Origin of the sequence: Actinomadura meyerae (genome assembly GCF_900188445.1) — a bacterium.
GTDB lineage: Bacteria > Actinomycetota > Actinomycetes > Streptosporangiales > Streptosporangiaceae > Spirillospora > Spirillospora meyerae.
Map to the genome: position 1 here is coordinate 20,368 of NZ_FZOR01000059.1, position 23,221 is coordinate 43,588.

At 69.8% G+C, this 23,221-nt stretch carries 19 protein-coding genes and 2 pseudogenes; 16 read left to right on the top strand and 5 right to left on the bottom strand.

Annotated elements, in window-relative coordinates; genetic code table 11:
* Positions 1 to 884: 884 nt before the first annotated feature.
* The 8 genes and pseudogenes from CHF16_RS36260 (at position 885) to cas2e (ending at position 10,010) form a co-directional block, all read left to right on the top strand.
* A complete protein-coding gene (locus CHF16_RS36260) occupies positions 885 to 3,776 on the top strand; it encodes a CRISPR-associated helicase/endonuclease Cas3 (protein ID WP_089330712.1) in 2,892 nt (963 codons plus the stop codon).
* The gene (gene casA / locus CHF16_RS36265; RefSeq protein WP_089330713.1) at positions 3,766 to 5,457 is read left to right on the top strand and encodes a type I-E CRISPR-associated protein Cse1/CasA; all 1,692 of its coding nucleotides are present in this window, start codon (positions 3,766 to 3,768) and stop codon (positions 5,455 to 5,457) included. The genes CHF16_RS36260 and casA overlap by 11 nt, the downstream gene beginning before the upstream one ends.
* Positions 5,454 to 6,122 (top strand): type I-E CRISPR-associated protein Cse2/CasB, encoded by a 669-nt coding sequence (gene casB, locus CHF16_RS36270; protein ID WP_089330714.1) that lies wholly within the window; start codon positions 5,454 to 5,456, stop codon positions 6,120 to 6,122. Before casA ends, casB begins: the two co-directional genes overlap by 4 nt.
* Complete coding sequence (gene cas7e, locus CHF16_RS36275) at positions 6,119 to 7,315, top strand: type I-E CRISPR-associated protein Cas7/Cse4/CasC (protein ID WP_089330715.1); 1,197 nt, start codon at positions 6,119 to 6,121, stop codon at positions 7,313 to 7,315. The genes casB and cas7e overlap by 4 nt, the downstream gene beginning before the upstream one ends.
* Positions 7,312 to 8,019, top strand: coding sequence for a type I-E CRISPR-associated protein Cas5/CasD (cas5e, locus tag CHF16_RS36280; protein ID WP_089330716.1), 708 nt, complete (start codon positions 7,312 to 7,314; stop codon positions 8,017 to 8,019). Before cas7e ends, cas5e begins: the two co-directional genes overlap by 4 nt.
* The gene (cas6e, locus tag CHF16_RS36285) at positions 8,019 to 8,708 is read left to right on the top strand and encodes a type I-E CRISPR-associated protein Cas6/Cse3/CasE (protein WP_089330717.1); all 690 of its coding nucleotides are present in this window, start codon (positions 8,019 to 8,021) and stop codon (positions 8,706 to 8,708) included. The genes cas5e and cas6e overlap by 1 nt, the downstream gene beginning before the upstream one ends.
* A gap of 2 nt (positions 8,709 to 8,710) precedes the next feature.
* Positions 8,711 to 9,663 (top strand): annotated as a pseudogene (gene cas1e, locus CHF16_RS36290) (type I-E CRISPR-associated endonuclease Cas1e).
* Positions 9,660 to 10,010 (top strand): type I-E CRISPR-associated endoribonuclease Cas2e, encoded by a 351-nt coding sequence (cas2e, locus tag CHF16_RS36295; RefSeq protein ID WP_089330718.1) that lies wholly within the window; start codon positions 9,660 to 9,662, stop codon positions 10,008 to 10,010. Before cas1e ends, cas2e begins: the two are co-directional and overlap by 4 nt.
* Before the next feature lie 1,293 nt (positions 10,011 to 11,303).
* Here cas2e and CHF16_RS36300 read toward each other — a convergent pair.
* Together CHF16_RS36300 and CHF16_RS36305 are read right to left on the bottom strand one after the other, a co-directional pair.
* Entirely contained in the window at positions 11,304 to 11,894 is a 591-nt protein-coding gene (locus CHF16_RS36300) for a hypothetical protein (RefSeq protein WP_089330719.1), read from the bottom strand.
* 104 nt (positions 11,895 to 11,998) lie between these two features.
* Positions 11,999 to 12,718: an ATP-binding protein gene (locus CHF16_RS36305; protein WP_179271871.1), complete on the bottom strand. Its 720-nt coding sequence runs from the start codon at positions 12,716 to 12,718 to the stop codon at positions 11,999 to 12,001.
* Between the two features lie 776 nt (positions 12,719 to 13,494).
* Between CHF16_RS36305 and CHF16_RS36310 the strand changes: the two genes are divergently transcribed.
* The gene (locus CHF16_RS36310) at positions 13,495 to 14,364 is read left to right on the top strand and encodes a helix-turn-helix domain-containing protein (RefSeq protein WP_089330721.1); all 870 of its coding nucleotides are present in this window, start codon (positions 13,495 to 13,497) and stop codon (positions 14,362 to 14,364) included.
* The gene (locus CHF16_RS36315; protein ID WP_089330722.1) at positions 14,348 to 14,557 is read left to right on the top strand and encodes a DUF397 domain-containing protein; all 210 of its coding nucleotides are present in this window, start codon (positions 14,348 to 14,350) and stop codon (positions 14,555 to 14,557) included. The genes CHF16_RS36310 and CHF16_RS36315 overlap by 17 nt, the downstream gene beginning before the upstream one ends.
* Positions 14,558 to 14,625: 68 nt before the next feature.
* Here CHF16_RS36315 and CHF16_RS36320 read toward each other — a convergent pair whose 3' ends face one another.
* Entirely contained in the window at positions 14,626 to 14,862 is a 237-nt protein-coding gene (locus CHF16_RS36320) for a superinfection immunity protein (protein WP_089330723.1), read from the bottom strand.
* A gap of 216 nt (positions 14,863 to 15,078) precedes the next feature.
* On the opposite strand from CHF16_RS36320, the gene CHF16_RS42245 reads away from it, so the two are divergent.
* The gene (locus CHF16_RS42245; protein WP_425427542.1) at positions 15,079 to 15,495 is read left to right on the top strand and encodes a bacterial transcriptional activator domain-containing protein; all 417 of its coding nucleotides are present in this window, start codon (positions 15,079 to 15,081) and stop codon (positions 15,493 to 15,495) included.
* Here CHF16_RS42245 and CHF16_RS36330 read toward each other — a convergent pair.
* Together CHF16_RS36330 and CHF16_RS39915 are read right to left on the bottom strand one after the other, a co-directional pair.
* Positions 15,461 to 16,111, bottom strand: a complete 651-nt coding sequence (locus CHF16_RS36330) for a hypothetical protein (RefSeq protein WP_089330725.1) — start codon at positions 16,109 to 16,111, stop codon at positions 15,461 to 15,463. The two genes, CHF16_RS42245 and CHF16_RS36330, sit on opposite strands and share 35 nt — an antisense overlap.
* A gap of 244 nt (positions 16,112 to 16,355) precedes the next feature.
* Positions 16,356 to 16,460, bottom strand: a pseudogene (locus CHF16_RS39915) (transposase); the annotation flags it as partial.
* 239 nt (positions 16,461 to 16,699) lie between these two features.
* Here CHF16_RS39915 and CHF16_RS36340 point away from each other — a divergent pair.
* The 5 genes from CHF16_RS36340 to CHF16_RS36360 all read left to right on the top strand — a co-directional run.
* On the top strand, positions 16,700 to 17,740 hold the full coding sequence (locus CHF16_RS36340) for a 3-oxoacyl-ACP synthase III family protein (protein ID WP_089330727.1): 1,041 nt from the start codon (positions 16,700 to 16,702) through the stop codon (positions 17,738 to 17,740).
* Positions 17,741 to 17,771: 31 nt separating this feature from the next.
* Positions 17,772 to 17,999: a phosphopantetheine-binding protein gene (locus CHF16_RS36345; protein ID WP_089330728.1), complete on the top strand. Its 228-nt coding sequence runs from the start codon at positions 17,772 to 17,774 to the stop codon at positions 17,997 to 17,999.
* Positions 17,996 to 18,757: a 2-oxo acid dehydrogenase subunit E2 gene (locus CHF16_RS36350; RefSeq protein WP_089330729.1), complete on the top strand. Its 762-nt coding sequence runs from the start codon at positions 17,996 to 17,998 to the stop codon at positions 18,755 to 18,757. The genes CHF16_RS36345 and CHF16_RS36350 overlap by 4 nt, the downstream gene beginning before the upstream one ends.
* Positions 18,754 to 19,842 carry an alpha/beta fold hydrolase gene (locus CHF16_RS36355; RefSeq protein ID WP_089330730.1) on the top strand — a complete coding sequence of 363 codons (1,089 nt, stop codon included), beginning with the start codon at positions 18,754 to 18,756 and terminating at the stop codon, positions 19,840 to 19,842. The genes CHF16_RS36350 and CHF16_RS36355 overlap by 4 nt, the downstream gene beginning before the upstream one ends.
* Before the next feature lie 77 nt (positions 19,843 to 19,919).
* A partial coding sequence (locus CHF16_RS36360; RefSeq protein ID WP_143228270.1) for a type I polyketide synthase occupies positions 19,920 to 23,221 on the top strand: 3,302 nt, incomplete at its 3' end.

Consider the following 23,221-nt stretch of genomic DNA (forward strand, 5'->3'; position numbering starts at 1 on the left):
GATACGGACAAATCGGACTCCTTGCGGCGATCATGGACTTCACCTTCGAAGGTGCTCGCCTGAGCGCGCACTCGAAGCATCTTCTGCAGAGTGGCCCCATGTGGCCGCTTGCGCGGGGAGCACTTCGGCGTCGGCCTCACGGTCGGCGCGCTCATGGGACCATCCAACATACGCGGGTAGCGCGCACCTTCTGACCTGGCAGTTTGAGTAACGCAAGAGCCATCTCGGTGCATTCATAGAGACTCGGACCAACCAGACTCCGGCTTGTTGTATTACGCGGCCACCCGGCCCTGCCGACCAGGGAAGCCAGCATCACGGATGCAATCCATCGGCAGGTGCGGTGGCGACCAAACGACCGACACGCTACCCTCTTGCCCATCCACTGAACACAGCAGGATTAAGCGTTTGGTCCCTTCATGGATGAGGAGTTACATGAGCAGTCCCAGTCGCCCCCCCTCTCGACCTCCACACGTTCGTACTCTTACTGTTCGCCGCTCTGGCAGGAAGCGCTGCCGGCGGTCTGACCTACCTGTCCACGCTCTCTCATCCGCAGTCCCTACTTGTCGGCGCCGGGGCGGCGGGCGCCGCCTTCGCATGGGCCAACTCACAGATCGGTCCGCCAGGCACGGACTGATGTTCATGCCAACTCACCTCAACGCCACACACTGGTGGAACTGTCGCCGCCCAGGCGTAGGTAGCCTGTGGTCACGGCCCATCGCTCCCCGCGCATGCGGGGTTGACCCCACAGCCGGGTTTAGCGTCACGCCCTCATTGAAGTGCTCCCCGCGCACGCGGGGTTGGGGCCATCACCTTGCGGTGGCCCCATGTGGCCGCGCTCGCGGGTTTTGACGGTGACCGTCAGCCCTTCGTGTTACACCTTTCCCATGACCGAGGCGGGGACCGATGGAGCGTGGCTTCATAAGCGCTTGTCGTCTGCGGCTCGAACGGTTTGGGCCAAGCATGATCGTAAAACCGACGGGTGGTTGCCCCTGTGGCGCCATCTGGCGGATAGTTGCGCTGTCGCGAGGCTCTTGTGGGACCATTGGATTCCGCGTCAAATACAGGCTGCCGTAGCACGAGATCTCCCCCGCGACTTTGAAGATGCGTCAAGGCTTGTGGCGTGGTTGGCGGCGACTCATGACACAGGAAAGGCAACACCGGCGTTCGCCTGTCAGGTCGATTCTCTAGCAGAGAGGATGCGGGAGGCCGGACTGGACATGCCGCCCTACAAGCGGCTGCTGGATCGTCGGCTCGCCCCTCACGGCCTGGCTGGGCAGGCACTACTGCAGGAGTGGCTGGCCGAGCGGGGCTGGTCGCGCCCGGCGGCGTTGTCGTTCTCGATCATCGCCGGCGGGCATCACGGGGTACCGCCTACTTTCGAAGACATACGTCAGTTGAACGTACACCCAGACCTTCTGCGCACGGTCGGCTGTGAATCGACGTGGCGCGGTGTGCAGAATGAGATTCTGGGCGGGTGTGCGGTCATGTGCGGCGTGGATGATCGCCTCGACGCATGGCGAGATGTAAAGCTCTCTCAGTCGGCGCAGGCGGCGTTGACAGGTCTTGTTATCGTGGCCGACTGGATCGCCAGTAACTCTGATCTTTTTCCGTACTTCCCCGAAGCCTCGGGTGCGAGCGAAACGGAACGGGTGAAGGCGGCATGGCAAAATCTTGCTCTTCCAGCGCCATGGCGGCCAATTGAGACGACGGCGGATGTAGCAGAGCTATTCTCCGCTCGCTTCGATTTGCCGGCCGACGCCAGCATCCGTCCCGTCCAAGAGCGCGCGGTCGCGGTGGCGAGAGGCATGTCGACTCCGGGGCTCATGGTGATCGAGGCACCGATGGGTGAGGGGAAGACGGAGGCGGCGCTGGCGGTCGCGGAGGTCTTCGCGCCGCGTTCCGGAGCCGGCGGCGTGTTCGTCGCGCTCCCGACGATGGCAACGGGCAACGCGATGTTCCCGCGGATGTTGCGGTGGCTGCGGCGGGTTCCCGACGCCCGAGGGACGGCACTCCGGTCGGTGATGCTGGCCCACTCCAAAGCGGCGTTGAACGACGAGTTCGGTGAGCTGGTGAAGGCTGGTCGGCGGGCCGTCGCCAGCGTCGACGTTGATGGCGATGAGGCCGAGTGGCGTCCGCGCGGGGATCGGGCGGCCTCCTCCGCCGAACTGGTCGCGCATCAATGGTTGCACGGCCGCAAGAAGGCGATGCTGTCGTCGTTCGTTGTAGGGACGGTCGATCAGTTGCTCTTCATGGGCCTGAAGAGCCGTCATCTGGCGCTGCGTCATCTCGCACTGGCAGGCAAGGTCGTCATCATCGACGAGGCGCATGCCTACGACACCTATATGAACTCCTACTTGGACCGGGTGTTGTCCTGGCTGGGTGCGTACGGGGTTCCCGTCGTCGTCTTGTCGGCGACGTTGCCGGCTGAGCGGCGCCGCGAACTCGCTGAGGCTTATCTCGGGAAGGCATCGAGCGAGCTGGCCAAGGTTCAGGAGGCTGAGGGGTATCCGCTGCTGACGGCTGTAGAGCCGGGGAAGCCTCCGGTAGTCGAGGAGGTCCTGCCTTCTGGACGGCGCACGGATGTGCACGTCGAGCGCCTTGGTGATGGGCTGGACGAGCTGGCGGAACGGCTGGAGCACGAGCTCGCCGACGGCGGTTGCGCGCTGGTGGTTCGCAATACGGTGGGCCGGGTGCTGGACACCGCCCAGTTCTTGCGGGAACGGCTCCCAGGGGTGGGCGTCACCGTGGCGCACGCCCGGTTCGTCGATCTCGATCGGACGCGCAGGGACTCCGAGCTGCTGGACCTGTTCGGGCCTCCGGACAAGTGCGCCGGGCGCCGTCCCGCGAAGCACATCGTGGTGGCCAGCCAAGTCGCCGAGCAGTCTCTGGACATCGACTTCGACCTGCTGGTCACAGATCTGTGTCCTATTGACCTGCTGCTTCAGCGCATGGGGCGGCTGCATCGGCACCAGCGAGGCAACGGGCAGTGTGAACGGCCCGAACGGCTACGCGTCGCCCGATGCCTCATCACCGGCGCCGACTGGGACGCGGTTCCGGCCGAGCCCGTCAAGGGCTCGCAGCGTGTCTACCGGCTGTATGCGCTGCTACGAGCGGCAGCAGCGCTCGAACCGTACCTGTCCGACGGGTCAGTGGTGAGGCTGCCGGAGGACATCAGCCGGCTGGTGCAGAGCGCCTACGGGACGGAGCGGCTGGGGCCACCGTCCTGGCAGGACGCGATGGAGCTGGCGTACAAGGAGCACCTCGTCCACCAGCAGCGGCAACGTGAGAAGGCTCGGGACTTCCAGCTCGGAACGGTGGGCCGTCCTGGCCGGGCGCTGGTCGGCTGGATCGATGCCGGGGTGGGCGACACCGACGACACCCGGGCGGGCCGCGCGCAGGTGCGCGACACCCGCGAGTCGCTGGAGGTTCTGGTGGTCCAGCGGCTGCCGGACGGGACCATCCGTACGCTGCCGTGGCTCGACGAAGGGCGAGGAGCCCGCGAGGTGCCCACAGATACGGCTCCGCCCTGGGATGTGGCGCGAACCGTGGCGGCGTGCGGGCTGCGGCTGCCGTTCCAGTTCTCCATCCCGGAAGTCCTCGATCAGGCGATCGAGGAGTTGGAGGCCGAGTGCGTCCCGGCATGGCAGTCCAAGGAGAGCCATTGGCTGGCCGGTGAGTTGATTTTGATGCTCGATGAGAATTGCGAGGCCGGCCTGGCGGGCTTCGACCTGCGCTACACCCGTGCCGACGGTCTTGAGGTGACACGTGCCGAGTGATCTTCGTCCTTCCTTCGACCTGACGCGGGAGCCGTGGCTTCCGGTGCTGCGTGCTGACGGCACCGAAGCCGAGCTTTCCCTGCTCGATGTCTTCGTCCATGCGGACGAGGTGCAGCGGCTCGTCGGGGACGTGCCCACGCAGGAGTTCGCACTGCTGCGGCTCTTGCTCGCCGTCCTGCACGACGTGGTGGAGGGGCCGGTCGATCTCGACGCTTGGCAGGAGCTCTGGGATGCCGGGCTTCCATTGGACGGTCCTCAGGGAATCGCCTCGTATCTCGACCGGCATCGTGACCGCTTCGATCTGCTCCACCCTGAGAGCCCGTTCTTCCAGACGCCCGGTCTGCGGACCGCCAAGGACGAGATCGCCTCTCTGGACCGGTTGGTCGCGGACGTCCCGAACGGCACGCAGTTCTTCACCATGCGCGCCCGTGGTGCCGAACGTCTGTCGTACGCGGAGGCCGCCCGCTGGCTCGTGCACGCGCACGCCTTCGACACGTCGGGAATCAAGACAGGGGCGGTAGGCGATCCCAGGGTCAAGGGAGGCCGCGTCTATCCGCTGGGGGTCGGCTGGTCGGGGAACCTCGGCGGGGTTTTCGTCGAAGGCGACAACCTGCGCGAGACGCTCCTGCTGAACCTCGTGGCCTTCGACACCGCGAATCTGCTCGGTGACGGCGACGGAGATCGTCCGGCCTGGCGGCATCCGGTCACGGGTCCGGCCGAAATGGACCCGGTGGAACTGAGCCGGCGCCCGGCGGGCGTGCGCGACCTGTACACCTGGCAGTCGAGACGGATCCGGCTGGTGTCCGACGGCGAGGGCGTCCACGGCGTCGTCCTGGCATATGGCGACCCGCTGAGTCCGCGCAACCAGCACATGCGTGAGCCGATGACCGGGTGGAGGCGCAGCCCCGCTCAGGAGAAGAAGCAGAACCTGCCGCAGGTGTATCTGCCGCGGGAGCACGATCCGGGCATGAGCGCCTGGCGGGGACTCGGCGCGCTGGTCGCCGGCCGGACGCCCGGCGCGGAGCAGCGCAAGGAGGCCGCGGAGATCGTACGTCCTCGCATCCTGGACTGGGTGGCCCGGCTGACGGTCGAGGGCGACTTCCCCGTGGACTTCCTCGTGCGGGCGCGGCTCGTGGGAGCCGTGTACGGCACGCAGCAGTCGGTGATCGACGAGATGATCGACGACGCCGTCGCGATGCCCGTGGTGCTCCTGCACGAGCGGGACACGCGGCTCGGCCAGGAGGCGATCGATGCCGTGGGCGACGCCGACGCGGCGGTCAGAGTGCTCGGCGACCTGGCGGCCGACCTCGCGCGGACGATCGGAGCCGCTGCCGATCCGGCCCGCACACATGCGACGCGTCTCGGCTACAGCATGCTGGACGGCCCATTCCGTGAATGGCTCGCCGACCTGCGCCCGACCGCGGCACCGCGATCGCAGCGGGCGGCCTGGCAGGACCGAGCAAGACTGATCATCGCCCGGCTGGGCGCTCAAGAGGTCCAAGACGCGGGAGACGCCGCGTGGGAAGGCCGCGTCATCCAGACCGGCAAGGGCCAGGAGCTCTGGCTGACGGCCTCGCGTGCCGACGCGACCTTCCGGTACCGGCTCCGCAAGGCATTGCCCGGCGCCCTTCCCGATCCCGACGAAGCGGCTCACCAGGAGCTTGCGGAGGCCAGCTCATGACCGCCACCGTTCCCGAAGAACGGCAGTACGCATCCGATCTCGTCGGCAAAGTCGTCGGCGAGTTCGTCTCTCAGCTTCAGGACGGCTACCTGCGCGACACCAGCTCGGCCGTGGGACGCCTGGCCCAGCTGCGTCGCGGGGCCGGAAAGCTGCCCCAGGACGTCCCGGAACTGTGGGGGTTGACCGGCGCCGACCAGCTCTACCAGGAGACGATGCTCAGCGAGATCCAGGCCACGCGCGCGGAGAACGCGGCGTTCCTGGCAGTCACGCTGTTCGCCCTGCACCAGCAGTCGCGACCCAACCAGCGGATGCACGTCCCCGGCGTCGACCTCGGCGCGGCCGTCCGCCGGCTGATGCCGCCGGGTGAGATCGACGAGCCGATCCGGCGGCGCTTCGTACGCGTGGGGACGGCCGGAAGCCTGGACGTCCTCGCCTACCGCCTCCGGGAGATCGTCTCTCTGCTGCGGCGCGAGTCCGTCCCCCTCGACTACGCGTTGCTCGCAAAGCGGCTCTACGACGCCCACACTCCCGACGGCCTCGCCCGGGTCCGGCGGGAGTGGGGCCGCAGCTTCCATACCTACCGCCCGCCGCAGAGCGAGGGCGATCAAGCACAGCCTGGACGGACGGCGCCGGGCGAGGACACGAGCGACAAGGACGTCACATGACTCGCACCATCATCGACCTGCACGTGCTGCAGAGCGTCCCGCCGAGCAACCTGAACCGCGACGACACCGGCACTCCCAAGACCGCCGTCTACGGTGGCGTGCGGCGCGCCCGCGTCTCCAGCCAGGCGTGGAAGCGCGCCACGCGCAAGAGCTTCCACGACCTGCTCGACCCGAGCGAACTCGGTGTGCGGACCAAGCGGGTCGCCGAGCTGCTCGCCGACCGCATCCGGGGACTGGACGACTCCATCGACGAGTCCCAGGCATGGGACCTCGCGGCGGAGACCGTGCAGACCGCGACCGGCTCCAAGATCGAGGTGCCCAAGCGCCGCGGAGCCGCCAAGGACGACGAGCCGGCCGCGGCGCCGGAGTCGAAGTACCTGATGTTCCTCAGCGCGCGCCAGCTCGACGGCCTTGCCGAACTCGCCGTCGAAGGCCGCGACGACATCAAGGCCTTCTTCAAGGACAAGGACAACAAGGCGCGAGCCAGGCAGGTGGCCAACGCCCGCCACTCGGTCGACATCGCACTGTTCGGGCGCATGGTCGCCGACGGCGCCGACATCAACGTCGACGCCGCCACCCAGGTCGCCCATGCCCTCAGCGTCCACCAGGTGGAGAACGAGTCCGACTACTACACCGCCGTCGACGACCACAAAGAGCGCGAGGACGACGACCTCGGCGCGGGCATGATCGGAACGGTGGAGTTCAACTCCGCGACCCTCTACCGGTACGCGGCCCTGGACGTCGACCTCCTGCGCGCCAACCTGGGCAAGGGACTGCGTGAGGACGAGCCGGTCACCGAACCCACTCGACGTGCCGTAGAGGCGTTCGTGCAGGGATTCATCACCTCGATGCCCACCGGGAAGGTCAACACCTTCGGCAACCACACGCTCCCCGACGCGGTGGTGGTCAAGGTGCGCTCGTCCCGCCCGATCAGCTTCGTCGGGGCGTTCGAGGAGCCCTGCCGCAAGGCCCAGGACAGCGGCGGATACGTGCAGGAGGCGGCGGCACGGCTGGCCCGCTACATCCCGGAGATCGAGGCCGCCTACGGCGTCGGCGAAGACGCCCAGACGTGGGTCCTGAGCTTCGGCAAGAACGCTGAGCACCTGTCCGGCCTGGGCACCCAGGTCTCGCTGCCCGAGTTGGTCGACGCGGTCGGCGAGGAGGTCGCGCGCCGCCAGGAAGCCGCGCAGTGAGCGTCCTGACACTGCAGCTCGCCGGCCCCCTCCAGGCGTGGGGCGCATCGGCGCGGTTCGCACGGCGCACCACCGAGCATGCGCCCACCAAGAGCGGCGTGGTGGGCCTCCTCGCCGCGGCGCTCGGCCGCCGGCGCAGCGACGACATCGCCGACCTGGCCGCCCTGCGCTTCGGCGTCCGCGTCGACCAGCGCGGCACACTCGTCCGCGACTACCAGACCGCACACCACTTCGAGAACGGCACCTCCATGCCGGTCTCCGAACGGTTCTACCTGGCCGACGCGGTGTTCGTCGCCGTGCTCGAAGGAGACGGCGACCTGATCGACCGGCTACACGACGCGGTACGCAGCCCGGCCTTCCTGCCGTATCTCGGGCGCCGGTCATGCCCGCCGTCCCGGCCGATCGAACTCGCCGTGCACCATGACCAGACCCTCGACGAGCGTCTGAAGGACGAACCCTGGCGCGCCGCCGCATGGCACCAGCGCAGAAACCGCCAACCGAAGGTGACCCTGGAGACGATCGTCGAAGGCAGGGGCGGAGACGGCCGCATCGACACCTTGCGCGACCAGCCGCTCAGCTTCGACCCCCGCCACCGCCGGTACGCACTGCGCGGGGTCCTTCACCAACGAGTGGAGATCCCCGCGCCGACCACCCGACGCGCCGCCGTCGACCACGACCCGACCGCCGTCCTACGAGGCCAGTGATGTACCTGACGCGCTTTCGCATCAATCCGCAACGGATCGGCGCCCGCAAGATGCTGTCGTCTCCGCAGGTGCTGCACGCGGCCGTCATGTCCTCCTTCGCCGAACTCCCCGTCGACCGGCAGGACGGCCCGCGGGTGCTCTGGCGGCTCGACCGCGACAGCCAATCCCGCACCCACCTGTGCATCGTCAGTCCCTACAAGCCCGACCTGACGCATCTGGTCGAGCAGGCCGGCTGGCCGACGACCGCACGCTGGGAAACCTACGACTACGGGCCCTTCCTCGACCGTCTCAGTACCGGCGACCAGTGGGCGTTCCGCCTGACCGCCAACCCCGTGCACTCCGTCCGCAACAAGGACGGTGCACCGACGAAGACGACCGCGCACATCGGCCCGCGCAACCAGGCGCGCTGGCTCCTGCAACGCCAGGAAGGCGCCGGGTTCGCCGTCGCCAGAAAGCCCGCACCATCGGGCACCCAAGACGAGTTGGACCGGCACCAGTTGATCGTCCACAGCCGTCGCGACCTCGCCTTCAAGAAGAAGGGGGGTGGCAAACCGGTCACGCTGGTCACTGCCACCTTTGACGGCCGTCTCGAAGTCACCGACCCCGACGCCTTCCGCCGAGCGCTCACTCACGGCATAGGCAAGGCCAAGGCATACGGGTGCGGGCTGATGACCCTCGCGAAGCCGTAACCATGTCGACCGTCGGCAAGCGAGGTGCGTCCTCACCCCGGGAACTCACCCGGATGAGCGACCGGCTGTCCTTCATCTACCTCGAACGCTGCACACTGCACGCGAGGACAACGCCATCACCGCCGAGGACGCGGACGGCATCACCCATATCCCGTCCGCGACCATCGGCACGCTCCTGCTCGGGCCCGGCACCCGCGTCACGCACCAGGCCATGAGCGTCCTGGGCGACAGCGGCGCCGGGGTCGTCTGGGTCGGCGAGCAAGGAGTCCGCTTCTACTCCGGCGGCCGGTCCCTCAACCGCTCCTCCGCACTCGTCGAAGCGCAAGCCACCGCATGGGCGAACCGCCGAACCCGCCTGAACGTCGCCCGCGCCATGTACCGGATGCGCTTCCCGGGCGAAGACCCGTCCGGCCTCAGCCGCCACGAACTCCTCGGCCGCGAGGGGCGGCGCGTCAAAGAGCGCTACCGCTACGAGGCCGCCCGAGTGGGCCTGGCCTGGAACGGCAGGCACTACGTCCCTGGCGACTTCGACTCAGGCGACGCCGCCAACCAGGCGGTCACGGCCGCCGCACAATGCATGTACGGCATCGCCCAGACCACCGTCGCGGCTCTCGGCTGCTCCCCCGGCCTAGGATTCATCCACTCCGGACACGAACTCGCCTTCGTCCTGGACATCGCCGACCTCTACAAGACCGAGATCGCCATCCCCGTCGCCTTCGAGACCGCCACTGACAGTCCAGAAGACATCGGCTCTCGTACCCGCCGCGCCATCCGAGACCGCGTCAACGAGGTCGGCCTACTCCGACGCTGTGTCCACGACATCAAGCGGCTCCTCCTCCCCGACGACGCGGCAGGCGACCCGACCGCCGACGACACCGACCAGGTCACACTGCAAAGCGACCATGGCATGAACATCGAATCCGGACGCAACTACGCCGAAGACGTGCACTGGTGACCATCATCGTCCTCACGAACTGCCCCGCCGGCCTGCGCGGCTTCCTCACCCGCTGGATGATGGAGATCTCACCCGGCGTCTTCATCGGCGGCCCGTCCGCCCGGATCAGGCAAGCCCTCTGGGACGAAGTGCACCAGTACGCCGACACCGGCCGCGCGCTGCTCGCTTACACGACGAACAACGAGCAGGGCTTCACCTTCGAAACCCGCGACCACAAATGGCAACCCATCGATCACGACGGACTCACACTGATCCGCCGCCCCAAGGCGAAGCCGGTCGTCTCCTCGAAGCCCCCAGCAGCCGGCTGGAGCAAAGCCTCCAAACGCCGCCGCTACGGCAAACGCTGACCGACGCCCGAAATGTCGGAATCTCACAAAGTGCTTCCAACAGCGCCGCCGGCCGATAAACCCGCAGGTCAGCCAGAGTGCTCCCCGCGCACGCGGGGATGGTCCCCACGTGGCCGTCAAAATTCAACGTGGCGACCTGTGCTCCCCGCGCACGCGGGGATGGTCCCGTCACGGTCCTGGACCACCAGCCGCCGGACCAGTGCTCCCCGCGCACGCGGGGATGGTCCCGCTTCCAGCGCCTCGCCGCCGGGGCGGGGCTGGTGCTCCCCGCGCACGCGGGGATGGTCCCGGCACGACCGCGTACGCGGGCACGGCGGTCCGGTGCTCCCCGCGCACGCGGGGATGGTCCCCGCCACCACCCGTCGAACCCGTCCAGCAATTCGTGCTCCCCGCGCACCCGGGGATGATCCCTCGCAGAGCTGGTCGGCGTCCCGCGGGTAGCGGGTGCTCCCCGCGCACGCGGGAATGGTCCCCCGGTCCGGTACGTCCCCGTGACGGCGCAGGCGTGCTCCCCGCGCACGCGGGGATGGTCCCAGTCGTCCGCGAGTTGCCGGACCGGCGCCGCAGTGCTCCCCGCGCACGCGGGGATGGTCCCCCGGAGGCCCCTGGTTCAAATCCAGGCGTCCTGTGCGGGGATGGTCCCGCCGAGGTCCGCGCGGCGCGGGAGGAAGGTCGGTGCTCCCCGCGCACGCGAGGATGGTCCCCGGGATCCCGTGCGCGTCACAACCCGGGACGGTGCTGTCGGCGGCAAGTGAAAACTGACCCCCAGGCGAGACCAGGTCAAACTCACACACCACCTCCGTGGACACAACCCACAGACCCACCCGTAGGGACCACTCCTGACGGAAAACACATCCGCAACTCGCATGAGCTCGCCGCGTTCTGCGGATCATCCCCGCGTGCGCAGGGATCACAGCGACCGGTCCCACAGGGCACGCTCCTCGGGGGACCATCCCCGCGTGCGCGGGGAGCACCTCATGCACGCCTGGCAGTGCCGGTGTGACGAGGGACCATCCCCGCGTGCGCGGGGAGCACTACGGTCGATCACGTCCCCCGACGCACGGGAGGGGACCATCCCCGCGTGCGCGGGGAGCACACTCGCTGACCTGGGAGTTTAGACAGCGGGAAGGCGAATTTGGAGCACTTTTGCAGGTTCGGACAAATCAGACATCGGGCAAAGGCGGCGGCCGCGCTTCCCTCCTAGTCCGTGCCGAGCCGTCGAAACTCGTCCCGGGCTCGCGCCTACGGGTAGTCGCCCGCGAGGAGGTGTGCGAGAGCGCGCAAGGTCCGTCATCAGGACTGGCTTTCGCAGGTTATGGGTGCTTGGCGCTTGTAGCTTCGGTAGTGACTGGCTAGGACGTCAAGGCGAAGCAGTGGCCAGAGGGTTGCAGCCCCGGTGGTCTTGTCAAAGACAAGGGTTGTCGGAGTCTCGATGGTGGGGCTGGATGGCAACTCGGGCAGGGATAGCACGATTGGCATCGCTTGGTAGCCGTGATCGAACTCCTCAATGTGGACCAGGATCGGGTCTTCATGCTGGCGCGAGAAGTAGAGGCGAGCGCGACGCCAGGCCTCCGCAGCGTCGAGGGGGCCTGGATGCTGGGCAGCCAGCGAAGGGGTGGGGCAGTTGGCGGAGGTCTGTTCTTGCTCGTAGCCGCGCATGGTGGACGAGGCCGTGCTCTCTAGGACCGTGACCAGGGCCTGTGCGGTGATGGAGACCAGGTTGCGGGCGCGGTGAAGGAAATCGAGGGTGTCATCGTCGAGGTGGGCGGCGGCCGGTTGGGTGAGCAGGCGCTCGATGGCTTGAGGGTCGGCTCGTTCGGCGAGTCGCTGGATGCTCTCGGCTCCACGAAGGATGTGGGCGTGGCGGTCGGTGGCAGCGGGCATGGCGTTTTGTCCTGATGGGTGGCGGCGGCAGCCGGGGACGCGGTGGACGGGAGGTGGCCACCACGTCCCCGGGGACGGGGCCGGCTGGACGCCGGGGACGGTTGTCAGGTCGACGTTTTCGAGGCGTGTGTTTCGTGGTGGCCGACGATGCGTTCGGCGGTCTCTTGTAGATCAATGAGGGGCTGGCGGGAGTAGCCCTGCCCGTCACGCCAGGAGAACGCCTTCGGCTCGACCCAGACGTCCAAGGCTCCTGCGGTGACGACCGAGATGCCCTTGTCGTCGCTGCGGCACGAGGTGGGAATGCCGCGAGCCGCAAGCGCCTCGCAGAGCCGGTTCGCCGCCAAGCCCGGGGCTATGACATGGCCCGCAGCCGACCACGCAGCCGGCAGCGGGAGCGTGAACCAGACACGCTTGCCCGTCGATACGGCCAACCGGGAGCGAGTGAAGCTCGCACCAGCGTGGACGGCCAAGGCCAAGACGATGGACAAGCCCCTGCCGTGTTCGTCGAGCAGGTCATTGTGGGAGAGGCTCGGCCAGGCGTCGCGGTGGGCGTCGAAGACCGAGACGACCAGTTGCGGGGTTGGGCGGGTGCGCGCCCAGATCCACAATTCGGGCCGCGTGGTCGAGGATGCGTGGGCGAGTGCGTTGGTGGCCAGTTCGGAGACCGCGAGCCTGGCGTCTTCGATCGGGTCAGGGGCGAAGTTCAACTGGCGCATAGTCGCCGCGACGAGGGACCGCGCGTGGGAGGCGGCGCTCCGGTCGCCGGGGAGTTGGAAGGCGCAGGCGCCGCCGGCCGGGATGTCTGCCGGGCCACCGGTCAGCATCGACCGCTCCGGCTCAGGGTCCTGGGCATGGAGTGACGGCCGCAGCATCGGACGCGTCCTCGTGAGGCCCTGCGAAGCCGCGAGGGCGGTTCGTCCGGCGACGGGCAGGGGGTCGTGGGCTTCGTGATGTTGCTGTGGAGCAGGCTGGGCGACGGCCGCCGCAGCGGGCAGGGGGTAAACGAGTCGAGTTGCCGCTCCAGGTCAGCGGGCGTGGCGGCCTCGATGAGTCGCGGTGCGCAGTCCTCGAACTGGATGAAGGCCCAGTAGCTCCCCGTGTATTCGCCGAACCAGATGGTGGCGGACGGGAACCGGCCGCTGAGGTCGGCGGTGGCTCGGTCGGAGTCCTGGGCGGACGTGACCCAAGGGTCGGGCGGCATCGCAGGCGGTGTCGGGGTACGGACAGGCGCCCCTTCGACAATGGGTCCGCACTTTGCGGTGGGTGGCATCACCTGAACCGGTGATGGATTCGTACGATCATGCATGGGTTGGACCTCCAGCGTCCGATCAAGGTCTCGGACCGGTGTGCCAGCACCGGTCCGAGACCGCCCAACCTTCCGGTCAGGTGGGGCCTGCCAGGCCCCGGCCGGGTATCCCCGCTGGCATCTGCATGACCTCTGCGCGCTCACACACAGGCGCGAAAGGATCACCCAGCGGAGTAACCCAGGGCCATCATGCCTACACGTAGCGCATCTGTCTATGTACTTGTTCAGATTTCTGTGGCGCTGTTTCAGGTGATCGGCGCTAAGCACCTAGATCGTCGTGCGACACTGAGCGACATGCCGAACGCGCAGAGTCCGACAGTCAGGCACCGTCGGCTTGCTCGCCAACTCCGCCAGCAGCGTGAGAAGGCGGGGCTGACGATGGAGGGGGCAGCCGCCGCGCTGGGTTGGAGTCGTCCGAAGCTGCTCCGCTTCGAAACGGCCAAAACGCGACCCAAGCCCTCGGACGTCGAGGAGATGCTCGACCTCTACGGAGGGGACGAGGGCATCAAGCTCGCGCTCATGCAGTTGGCACGAGACATCCGCAAGCGGGGCTGGTGGTCGGCGTTCAACGACGTACTGACCGGATCGTTCGCCGAGCTTGAGGATGACGCCATCGCGATCCGCAGTTGGCAGGTCCAGTTCATACCCGGTCTGCTGCAAACCAGCGACTACGCGATGGCTCTCATCCGGGTCCTGAGTCCAGAAGACTCCGAAGATGTGCTGCTACGACGCCTCCAGGCGCGTATGGCACGCCGTGCGATCCTGGAGCGGGAGAACGCTCCGTCGTACACGGTCGTCCTGGACGAATCCGTGCTTAGACGCGCGGTGGGCGGGCCGCAGATCATGGCGCGGCAGCTTGAGGCGCTCGCGAGCGCCTCCGCCAAACCCAACATCAGCATTCGCGTCATGCCCATCTCGGTGGGTGAGCACGCGGGGATGGACGGCCCCTTCGTCGCGCTGAGCTTCGCAGGGGAACTCGACCAGGACGTCATCTACCTGGAAGGTATGGGCGGAGAGATCTATGTCGAAGACGTCGGCCAGGTAGCGCGCGGTAACGTGAGATTTGACCGCATTTGCGAGCAAGCCCTTGCCGAGGAGGACTCGCTCGCCCTGATCGCCGACATCGCCAAGGAGCACCAGCAATCCCATGAGCCTCCACGATGATCTGTCCAAGGCTCGTTGGCGCAAGGCCAGCCGGAGCAGCGCCAGTGGCAGCGACTGCGTCGAAATCGCACGGGTCCCGGGGGTGGTCGCCCTCCGCGATTCCAAGGACCCCGACGGCCCCAAGCTCCTCCTCGCTCACAGCAACTGGCGTGAGCTGGCCGGCCGCGTCCGCGCAGGCGAAGTCGACGTCTGAACCAATGGGCACGGAGCTCGCATGGGCTCGGTTGCGCAAGACGACGGCCCGTCAGGGCAGCCAAGGCTTCATCGATCCGCGGAGCCCCACGGATGGGGTGGGTGGCGGCGGGGCCACGCGATGGCGGCGATCAGTGCGATGGGCCAGCCGAACACCGTGGCGGTGCAGATGACGTTGACCAGGATGATGTAGCCGATGTCGTCCGCACCGCGGGCGAGCGCGATGAGCGTCGGCAGTACCGCGAGGACGGCCAGCAGGCCGATCAGTGCGAGCCAGAAGAACGGGCTGTTCAGAAGGGCGGTCATCTTCTTGGTGTCCTTCGCGTTCAGAAAGTTCAGAGGTTGCGTCGGCGGTTCCGGTCGGGCGTCTTGGGCGACGTTCGACGCTGAGTCGCCCCTTGGGCGGACTGCGCCGCACTCATCTCCAGTGCCTCGTTGATGGAGAACGGGAAGTCTTCTGCGGCACGTTCGACGTCTCGGGTGGGGCGCGGACGCGGGTCGTCCGGGACGGCCCTGGCGATGATGCAGCAAGAGCGGCCGGATCGAGCACTCGCCACCCTCGAACGAGCACTCACTTACGACCCGTACTCCGAGCCTCTTTACCGTGAGGTCATGCGCCTCCAAGCTCGGCTCGGCCGTCCGGACGCTGTCCGGCGCACCTACCAGCTCCCGGGAAGCCGCCTCGACGAGATCGACGCAGAGCCCAGCGAGGACACCCGCCAACTCATGACCACCTCAGCGGCCCAAAGCCCGACATCCGGAATGGCCAGACGCCGTTGCATCGGGAGCGGGGGTGTCGGTAACGAAGCTCTCATGAAATACACGCATAGACGCTCACCCAGGTCAGCGCGTGCTGGGCGACGCCCTCAGAGGCCGTTGGCTGTCCGGCCTTTTGCTCGGACGGTTACGAAGGGCGGCGGCGTATGCCCTCGGGGGTGAAGGCGAGACTCGTTTCGAAGGTCTGGCCGCTGGAGCGGACGGCGAGCAGGACGGCTTCGCTGTGGAGGGGTGGCCAGGTGGGTTCGGCGTCGGATTCGGTGCCGTTCCAGAGGTAAAAGGAGATCATCGGGTCGGTAGGCGACCCGCTCGTGTAGCTCAGGGTCTTGCCGTAGAGCGGGTTGGTTCCGCCGAAGTGGATCGAGGGCGGGCCGAAGGTCTCGAGGACGTCGGACAGACTTCGATCGTGCACCGTCCATCGGCGATGTTCGGTCGCGAGGGAGGAGTACTCCGCTGTGGTGAGCGTCCGGTCGATCTTGAGCCAGCCCTGTGCTTGGGCGTACTCGGCGTAGATAGATGCGATGCCTGATTCATAGCGGCCGGGGATCACGCGTGCGAAGGCGCCGGTCACGCCCAGGGACGTCCAGACCCCACGCTCTTCGAGCAGGCGGAGAAGCCCAGCCCCGTCCCTGCGCTCCGCGTACTCGAGATGGTCGAGGATGAGGCGGATGGCCGTCTCGCCGCCGTACATGCCGGGTCGGCGCAGCGCCAGGTTGAGCCGGTCAACGAGGTAGCCACGGATCTCCGCAGCTGGACGAAGGCCCTGGGGATTCGACATCGACGCAGTCTCCCCTAGACAGCAGGAGGAACGAGAACCGGAATGTGATACAGGCTCAGGTCTGGTCGGTGGCCAGCTCAGCGATCTGGATCAGCCGGGCAACGTACGGCGCGTCACTTGCAGGCACCAAGGGGAGAACGGCGGTGAGTTCTGCCGTGGACGGAGCCGGGTAGCGGTCCCGAACCCCACGATGGCTCCGTCCGGGACGGCGACAACCCGACGGTTCATGCCGTGAACTGCGTGCCCAGTCCCGGGACCGGTAGCCGTTGCGGCGGTTGACCGGCTCGTCCGAGCGCTGCCCGTAGCCGGCGCCGCACACCGCATCGGCCTCCGCGCTCATGAGCGCCTCGGCCATCGCGGTCCTCTCCTTCTGATCTTGTCGATTCGAAGGATCACGCGGTGGCCGTCTCACGTCACGACGCCACGCCCTCTGACCAGGCAAGCTCATACACCACCTCCGTGACGCAACCCAGACCCTTTGGAAATAGCGAGGCCGGGAGTCTGCCGTCTCTGTCGGGATTTCTGTGGCATTAGGAGGGCTTTAGGCGGGGGCCGGAGCATGGGTGGACGGTGGTTGGAGGGAGCGGCATGGAAGCTTCGGAAGTTCGCCTTCTGGCGGCGGGTACGGCGCTCCCTGGGCCGCCCGTCGGCAACGGTGACCTTGCCCGGCGGTTCGGGATGGACGAGCTGTGGGAGGAATGGGTCGAGACGTTCGTCGGGACGCGGACTCGGCATCTGTCCGTGGATCTCGCCAGCGGGGAGATCCGGACCACGCTCGCCGATCTCGCGGAGCGGGCGGCGCGCAGGGCGCTGGACTCCGCCGGGGTGGCGGCGGCCGATCTGGACGTCATCGTCATGGGGACCGCCACGCCGGACACGCTGATGCCCGCCACGGTCAACGTCGTCGCCGACCGGCTGGGCGTGGACGGGATCCCGACCTACCAGCTGCAGTCCGGGTGCACGGGCGCGGTCCAGGCACTGGAGGTGGCGCGGCTGCTCCTGGCGGGCGGCGGGCACCGGCACGCCCTGGTGATCGCGGGCGACAGCTGCGCCAAGCACTTCGACGTCGGCGCGGACCTGCGGGCGATGCCGCCCGCCGAACTCGTGAACGTGGTGGTGTTCGGGGACGGGGCGGGAGCGGCCGTCCTGTCGGCCGATCCGGTGCCGGGCGCGGTGGCGCTGCGGACGGTCCTGACCCGGTTCGTCGGGTTGGGGCGCGAGCCGGGCCAGGTGGTCGAGTGGTTCGGGCGCGCCGAGCGGGACGTGGTCCGGGCCGCCGTCGCCGAGGACTACAAGGCGATCGAGGAGCGGGTTCCGGTCATGGCCGCCGAGACGCTCCGCGCGCTGCTGGACGAGCTGGGCTGGAAGGACTCCGAGGTGGACTACCTGCTCCCGCCGCAGCTGTCCGGGCGGATGAGCGAGCGGATCGCCGCCCGGATCGCCGCCGGGTCGGAGCTGCTCGCCGAGGAGATCGGTTGTGTGGCCGAGACCGGCAACTGCGGTAACGCGCTGGCGTTCTTCCAGCTCGAACGGCTGCTGCCGGAGCTGGACCGGGGCGAGCGCGCGATCGGGATCGCCATCGAGTCCAGCAAGTGGATCAAGGCCGGGTTCGCGCTGGAGCGCGGGTGAGACCGGCCGGACTACCCCGCGGAGGGCGGCTGTGACCAGCATCGACGACTTTCTCGAACTCGTCCGCGCCGAACTCGGGCTGGAGGTCACCGCCGCCGACGCCGCCCGCAGCCTGGACGAGGTGGAGGGGTGGGACTCGCTCCTGCTGCTGACGCTGGCGGTGTCGCTGGAGAGCGCCACCGGGCGGCGGGTCCGGCTGCCCGACCTGCTGGAGGCGAGCAGCCTGGAGGGCATCTTCAAGGCGGCGGTGCGGGCGTGAGCGGCACGGCCTTCCCCCGCCAGCGGCGGCACACCCTGCACTTCCTGGAGGAGATCCGGGGGTTCTCGCCGGTGTTCCTGGACACCGAGGCGGACATGAGCCGGGTCCTCGCGCACCGGTCCGGGGCCGAGCGCCGGCGCTCGATCGTGACGTACGTGGTCTGGGCCGCCGGGCGGGTGCTGGCTCGGCATCCGGACGCGAACTCCGCCATCGCGGGCCGGTTCAGCCCGCGCGTCGCGCGGTGCGACGGCGTGCACGCCAAGATCGCGCTGGACAAGGCGCTGGGCGGCCGCCGGGTGGTGCTGTCCACCGTGCTCCGCGACGTCGAGCACGCGGGCCTGGACGACATCCAGCGGGAGATCGAGCGCTTCCGGGACGGGGACGCCGACACGATGCCGGAGTTCGCCGGGATCCGCACGCTGCAGCGGCTGCCGGTGCCGGTCGGGCGGGCGGCGTTCCGCCGCGTGGTCCGGCCGCTGCGCAACCGGCCGGACCGGTTCGGCACGTTCGCGGTCAGCTCGCTGGGGCACCGTCCGGTGGACGGCTTCCACTCGGTCGGCGGCACCACGGTCACGCTGGGGCTCGGGCAGGTGCGGGAGCGCCCGGTCGTGCGCGGCGGAGCGGTGCTCGCCGCGCCGACGCTGCGGCTCAGCCTGGCCTTCGACCACCGGGTGATCGACGGCGCGGAGGCCGCGGACGTGCTGGCGGAGATCAAGGACGCGCTGGAGTCGGTCCCCGAGCCCGCCGCGGTCGCATGAACGACATCGCCGAACTGCGGCAGTTCGTGGTGGTGCACGCGCGCGCCCAGGGCATCCCGGCGGGCGAGTACCGGCCGCTGCTGGACGCGATCACCACCGACGACGGCGACGCGCCCGGCTCCTGGGTCGCCGGGTGGACGCGCGCGGGCGAGCGGATGGAGCGCAGGGGCCGTTTCCTCGACGCCTGCCGCCGCTTCAACATGGCCCGGTTCCCCTACGTGGACGGCCCAGCCCGGCAGGAGGCGTTCGACCGGTGCCTGGCCGCGTTCGACCGCTGGCGCGCGGACACCGGCATCGAGCCGCTCGAGGTCGACCTGGACGGCGGCCGGATGCGCTGCTGGACGAGCGGCCTGTCGGCGACCGACCGCCGCCCGCTGCTGATCGTCATGGGCGGCATCGTCAGCATCAAGGAGCAGTGGGCCCCGGTGCTGGTCCAGGCCCGCCGGCTCGGGCTGGCGGGCGTGGTCGCCGAGCTGCCCGGCGTCGGGGAGAACAGCGCGCGCTACGGGACCGGCAGCACCGAGGTGATCACCGCGATCCTGGACGCGGTCGCGGGCCGAGCCGAGGCGGACCGCACGATCGCCGTGACGCTCAGCTTCAGCGGCAACCTGGCGCTGCACGTCGCGGCCGGCGACCGGCGGATCCGCGGGATCGTCACGGTGGGCGCGCCCGTCGGCGCCTTCTTCACCGACGACGCCTGGCAGCGCCGGCTCCCCCGCATCACGGTCGACACCCTCGCGCACCTGAGCCGGGTCCCGGCCGGCGCCGTCCGGGAGCGGCTCGGCGGGCTCGCGCTGGACGCCGACCGGCTCGCGGCGGTGACGGTCCCGGTCCGCTACCTGGCGAGCCGCCGGGACGAGATCATCCCCGGCTCGGACCTCGATCTGCTGCGCCGCCACGTCTCCGACCTGCGGGTGGTGGAGAACGACGACGTGCACGGCTCGCCCCGGCACTTCCGGGAGACGCGGCTGTGGATCGTCCGGTCGCTGCTGGAGCTACTCGGCACGCACGGGCCGCACCGGGCGGTGCTGGGGACGCTGATCCGGGCCGAGCGGGCCCGCACCCGCCTGGTCCGGCCCTGGTGACCTGGTTTTAGCGCTCGGGTGGTCCGGCTTTAGACCGCGGCAAGAGCGCCTTATGGGTGCGCCGCCAGCCTGGTGGCATGAACTCCGACGACCACGCCATCGCAGTCATCGGGATCGCGTGCCGGCTGCCCGGAGCGCCCGACCCGCGGGCCTTCTGGCGGCTGCTGCGGGACGGCCGCGACGCCGTGACGGAGGTGCCGCCGGATCGTTGGGGCGGGGCCGCGGACACTCCCCGGCACGGCGCGTTCCTGGACGGGGTCGACGCCTTCGACGCCGCGTTCTTCGGGATCTCCCCCCGCGAGGCCGCCGTCATGGACCCGCAGCAGCGGCTCACGCTCGAGCTCGCCTGGGAGGCGCTGGAGGACGCCGGGACGCGGCCCGGCGCGCTGCGCGACACCGGTACGGGCGTGTTCGTCGGGGCGATCTGGGACGACTACGGGGTGCTCGCCTACGGGCGCGGGCCGTCCGCGATCACGCCGCACACGATCACCGGCGTGCACCGGAGCGTCATCGCGAACCGGGTCTCCTACGCGCTCGGGCTGCGCGGCCCGAGCCTGGCGGTGGACACCGGGCAGTCGTCGGGGCTGGTCGCGGTGCACCTCGCGGTGGAGAGCCTGCGGCGCGGCGAGTCGACGCTGGCGCTGGCGGGCGGCGTCAACCTCAACCTGCTCGCCGAGAGCGCCGTGACGACGGCCCGGTTCGGCGGCATCTCCCCGGACGGCCGCTGCTACACCTTCGACGCCCGCGCCAACGGCTACGTGCGCGGCGAGGGCGGCGGGATCGTCGTCCTCAAGCCGCTGCGCGCCGCGCTGGCCGACGGCGACCCGGTGTACTGCGTCGTCCGGGGCACCGCCGTCACCAACGACGGGGCGACCGACGGGCTGACCGTGCCCGGCGTCCGGGGGCAGGAGGAGGCACTGCGGCTGGCCGTCGAGCGCGCCGAGGTCGCCCCCGAGGACGTCCAGTACGTCGAACTGCACGGGACGGGCACCCGCCGGGGCGACCCCGTGGAGGCGGCCGCGCTCGGGGCGGTGCTCGGCGCGCACCGCCCGGCGGAGTCCCCGCTGCTCGTCGGGTCCGCCAAGACGAACGTGGGGCATCTGGAGGGCGCGGCGGGGATCGTCGGGTTCATCAAGGCCGCGCTGAGCATCGACCGGCGGCTGCTGCCGCCGAGCCTCAACTTCGAACGTCCCAACCCCGGCATCCCCCTGGACGAGCTCAACCTGCGCGTCCAGACGGAGCTGACCGGCTGGCCCCGGCCGGACCGGCCGCTGGTCGCCGGTGTCAGTTCCTTCGGGATGGGCGGCACGAACTGCCATGTCGTGCTGTCGGCCCCGCCGGAGCGCGAGCGGGCGGCCACGGGCCGTCCGGCCGCCGCCGTCCCGGCGCTGCCGTTCCTGGTGTCCGCGCGGACCGCGAGCGGGCTGCGCGCGCAGGCCGCCAGGCTGCGCGGGTTCGGCGACGCGACGCCCGACCTCGATCCGGTCGCCGTCGCGCGCTCGCTGGCCACGGGCAGGACCGCGTTCCAGCACCGGGCCGCCGTCCTGGCGGCCGGCCGGGAGGCGCTGCTGGACGGTCTGGGCGCGCTCGCGGACGGGCTGCCGGCGGCCGGTGTGCTGCGCGGCGCGGCCCATGCCGGGGCGACCGCGTTCCTGTTCTCCGGGCAGGGCTCGCAGCACGGCGGCATGGGGCGCGACCTGTACGCGGCCGTGCCCGCCTTCGCCGCCGCGCTCGACGAGGTCGCCGCGCACCTCGAACCCGGACTCACCGACCTGCTCTTCGCCCCCGACGGCAGTCCCGAGGCGGCGCGGCTCGACCAGACCGCCGTGACGCAGGTCGCCCTGTTCGCGCACGAGGTCGCGCTGCACCGGCTCCTGGAGCGCTGGGGGCTGGTCCCGGACCTGCTGATCGGCCACTCGGTCGGCGAGCTCGTCGCCGCGCACGTCGGCGGGGTCCTGTCGCTGCCGGACGCGGCGGTCCTCGTCGCGGCGCGCGGTCGCCTCATGCAGGCCGCCCGGACGGGCGGGGCGATGGTCTCGATCCGCGCCGCCGAGGCGGACGTGGCCGCCGACCTGCCCGAGGGGGTGTCGGTGGCGGCGGTCAACGGCCCGGAGGCCACCGTCATCTCCGGTGCGGAGGAGGCGGTCCTCGCCGTCGCCGGGCGGTGGGCGGAGCGCGGCGTCAGGACCCGCCGCCTCCGGGTGAGCCACGCCTTCCACTCCGCGCACATGGACGACGTGCTGGAGGAGTTCGCGGCCGTCGCCGAACGCCTGGACTACCGGGCCCCGGACATCCCGATCGTGTCGAACGTGACCGGCGAGATCGCGGCCGGCGACCTGCTGGCCACGCCCGCCTACTGGGTCCGGCACATCCGCGCCGGAGTCCGGTTCCACGACGGCGTCGGCGCGCTGCGCGAGGCGGGCGCCACCCGGTTCGTCGAGGTCGGTCCGGACTCGGTGCTCGCCCCGCTCGCCCACGCGTCGCTGGACGGCGCGCACACGGTCATCGCCACCGCGCGCCGCGACCGGCCGGAGCTCGAGACGCTGCTGGACGCGGTCGTCCGGGCGCACAACAGCGGCGCCGAACCCGACTGGGACACCGTCTTCGACGATCTCACGGGCCCCGCGCCCGAGCGGGTGCGGCTGCCCGGCCACGCGTTCGAGCGCCGCCGCTTCTGGCTGGACGGCGCGCCCGAACCGGCGGCCGAGGATCCTGCGGCCGAGGACCCGCCGGCCGCCGAGGACCCGCCGGATCCGGCGGCCGCCGCGCCGCCGGAGGAGGACCGCCGGCGGCGGACGGCCGAACTGGTGCGCGCCCACGTCGCGATCGTCCTCGGCCACGACGACCCCGACGCCCTGGACGTCGCGCTGCCGTTCAAGGATCTGGGGTTCGACTCGGTCCTGGGCGTCGAGCTCAGCACCCGGCTGGCCGAGACGTTCGGCGTCCGCCTCCCGAACACCCTGGTCTATGACCACCCGAACCCCGCCGCCCTGATCGAACACCTCCTCGGCGAGGAACCGGACACCGGGGTGCCGGCCCCCGCCGTCCGGGCCGCGGACGAGCCGATCGCGATCGTCGGGATCGGCTGCCGCTACCCCGGCGGCGTCACCACGCCGGAAGAACTGTGGGACATCGTCGCCGCCGGACGCGACGTGATCGGCGACCTGCCCGCCGACCGGGGCTGGGACCTGGCGCGGTTGTACGACCCCGACTCTGAGCGTCCGGGGACCTCGTACGCGCGGCACGGCGGCTTCCTGGACGACGTGGCGGGCTTCGACGCCGCGTTCTTCGGCGTCTCCCCGCGCGAGGCCGCCGCCATGGACCCGCAGCAGCGCCTGCTGCTGGAGACCTCCTGGGAGGCCGTCGAACGCGCGGGCAT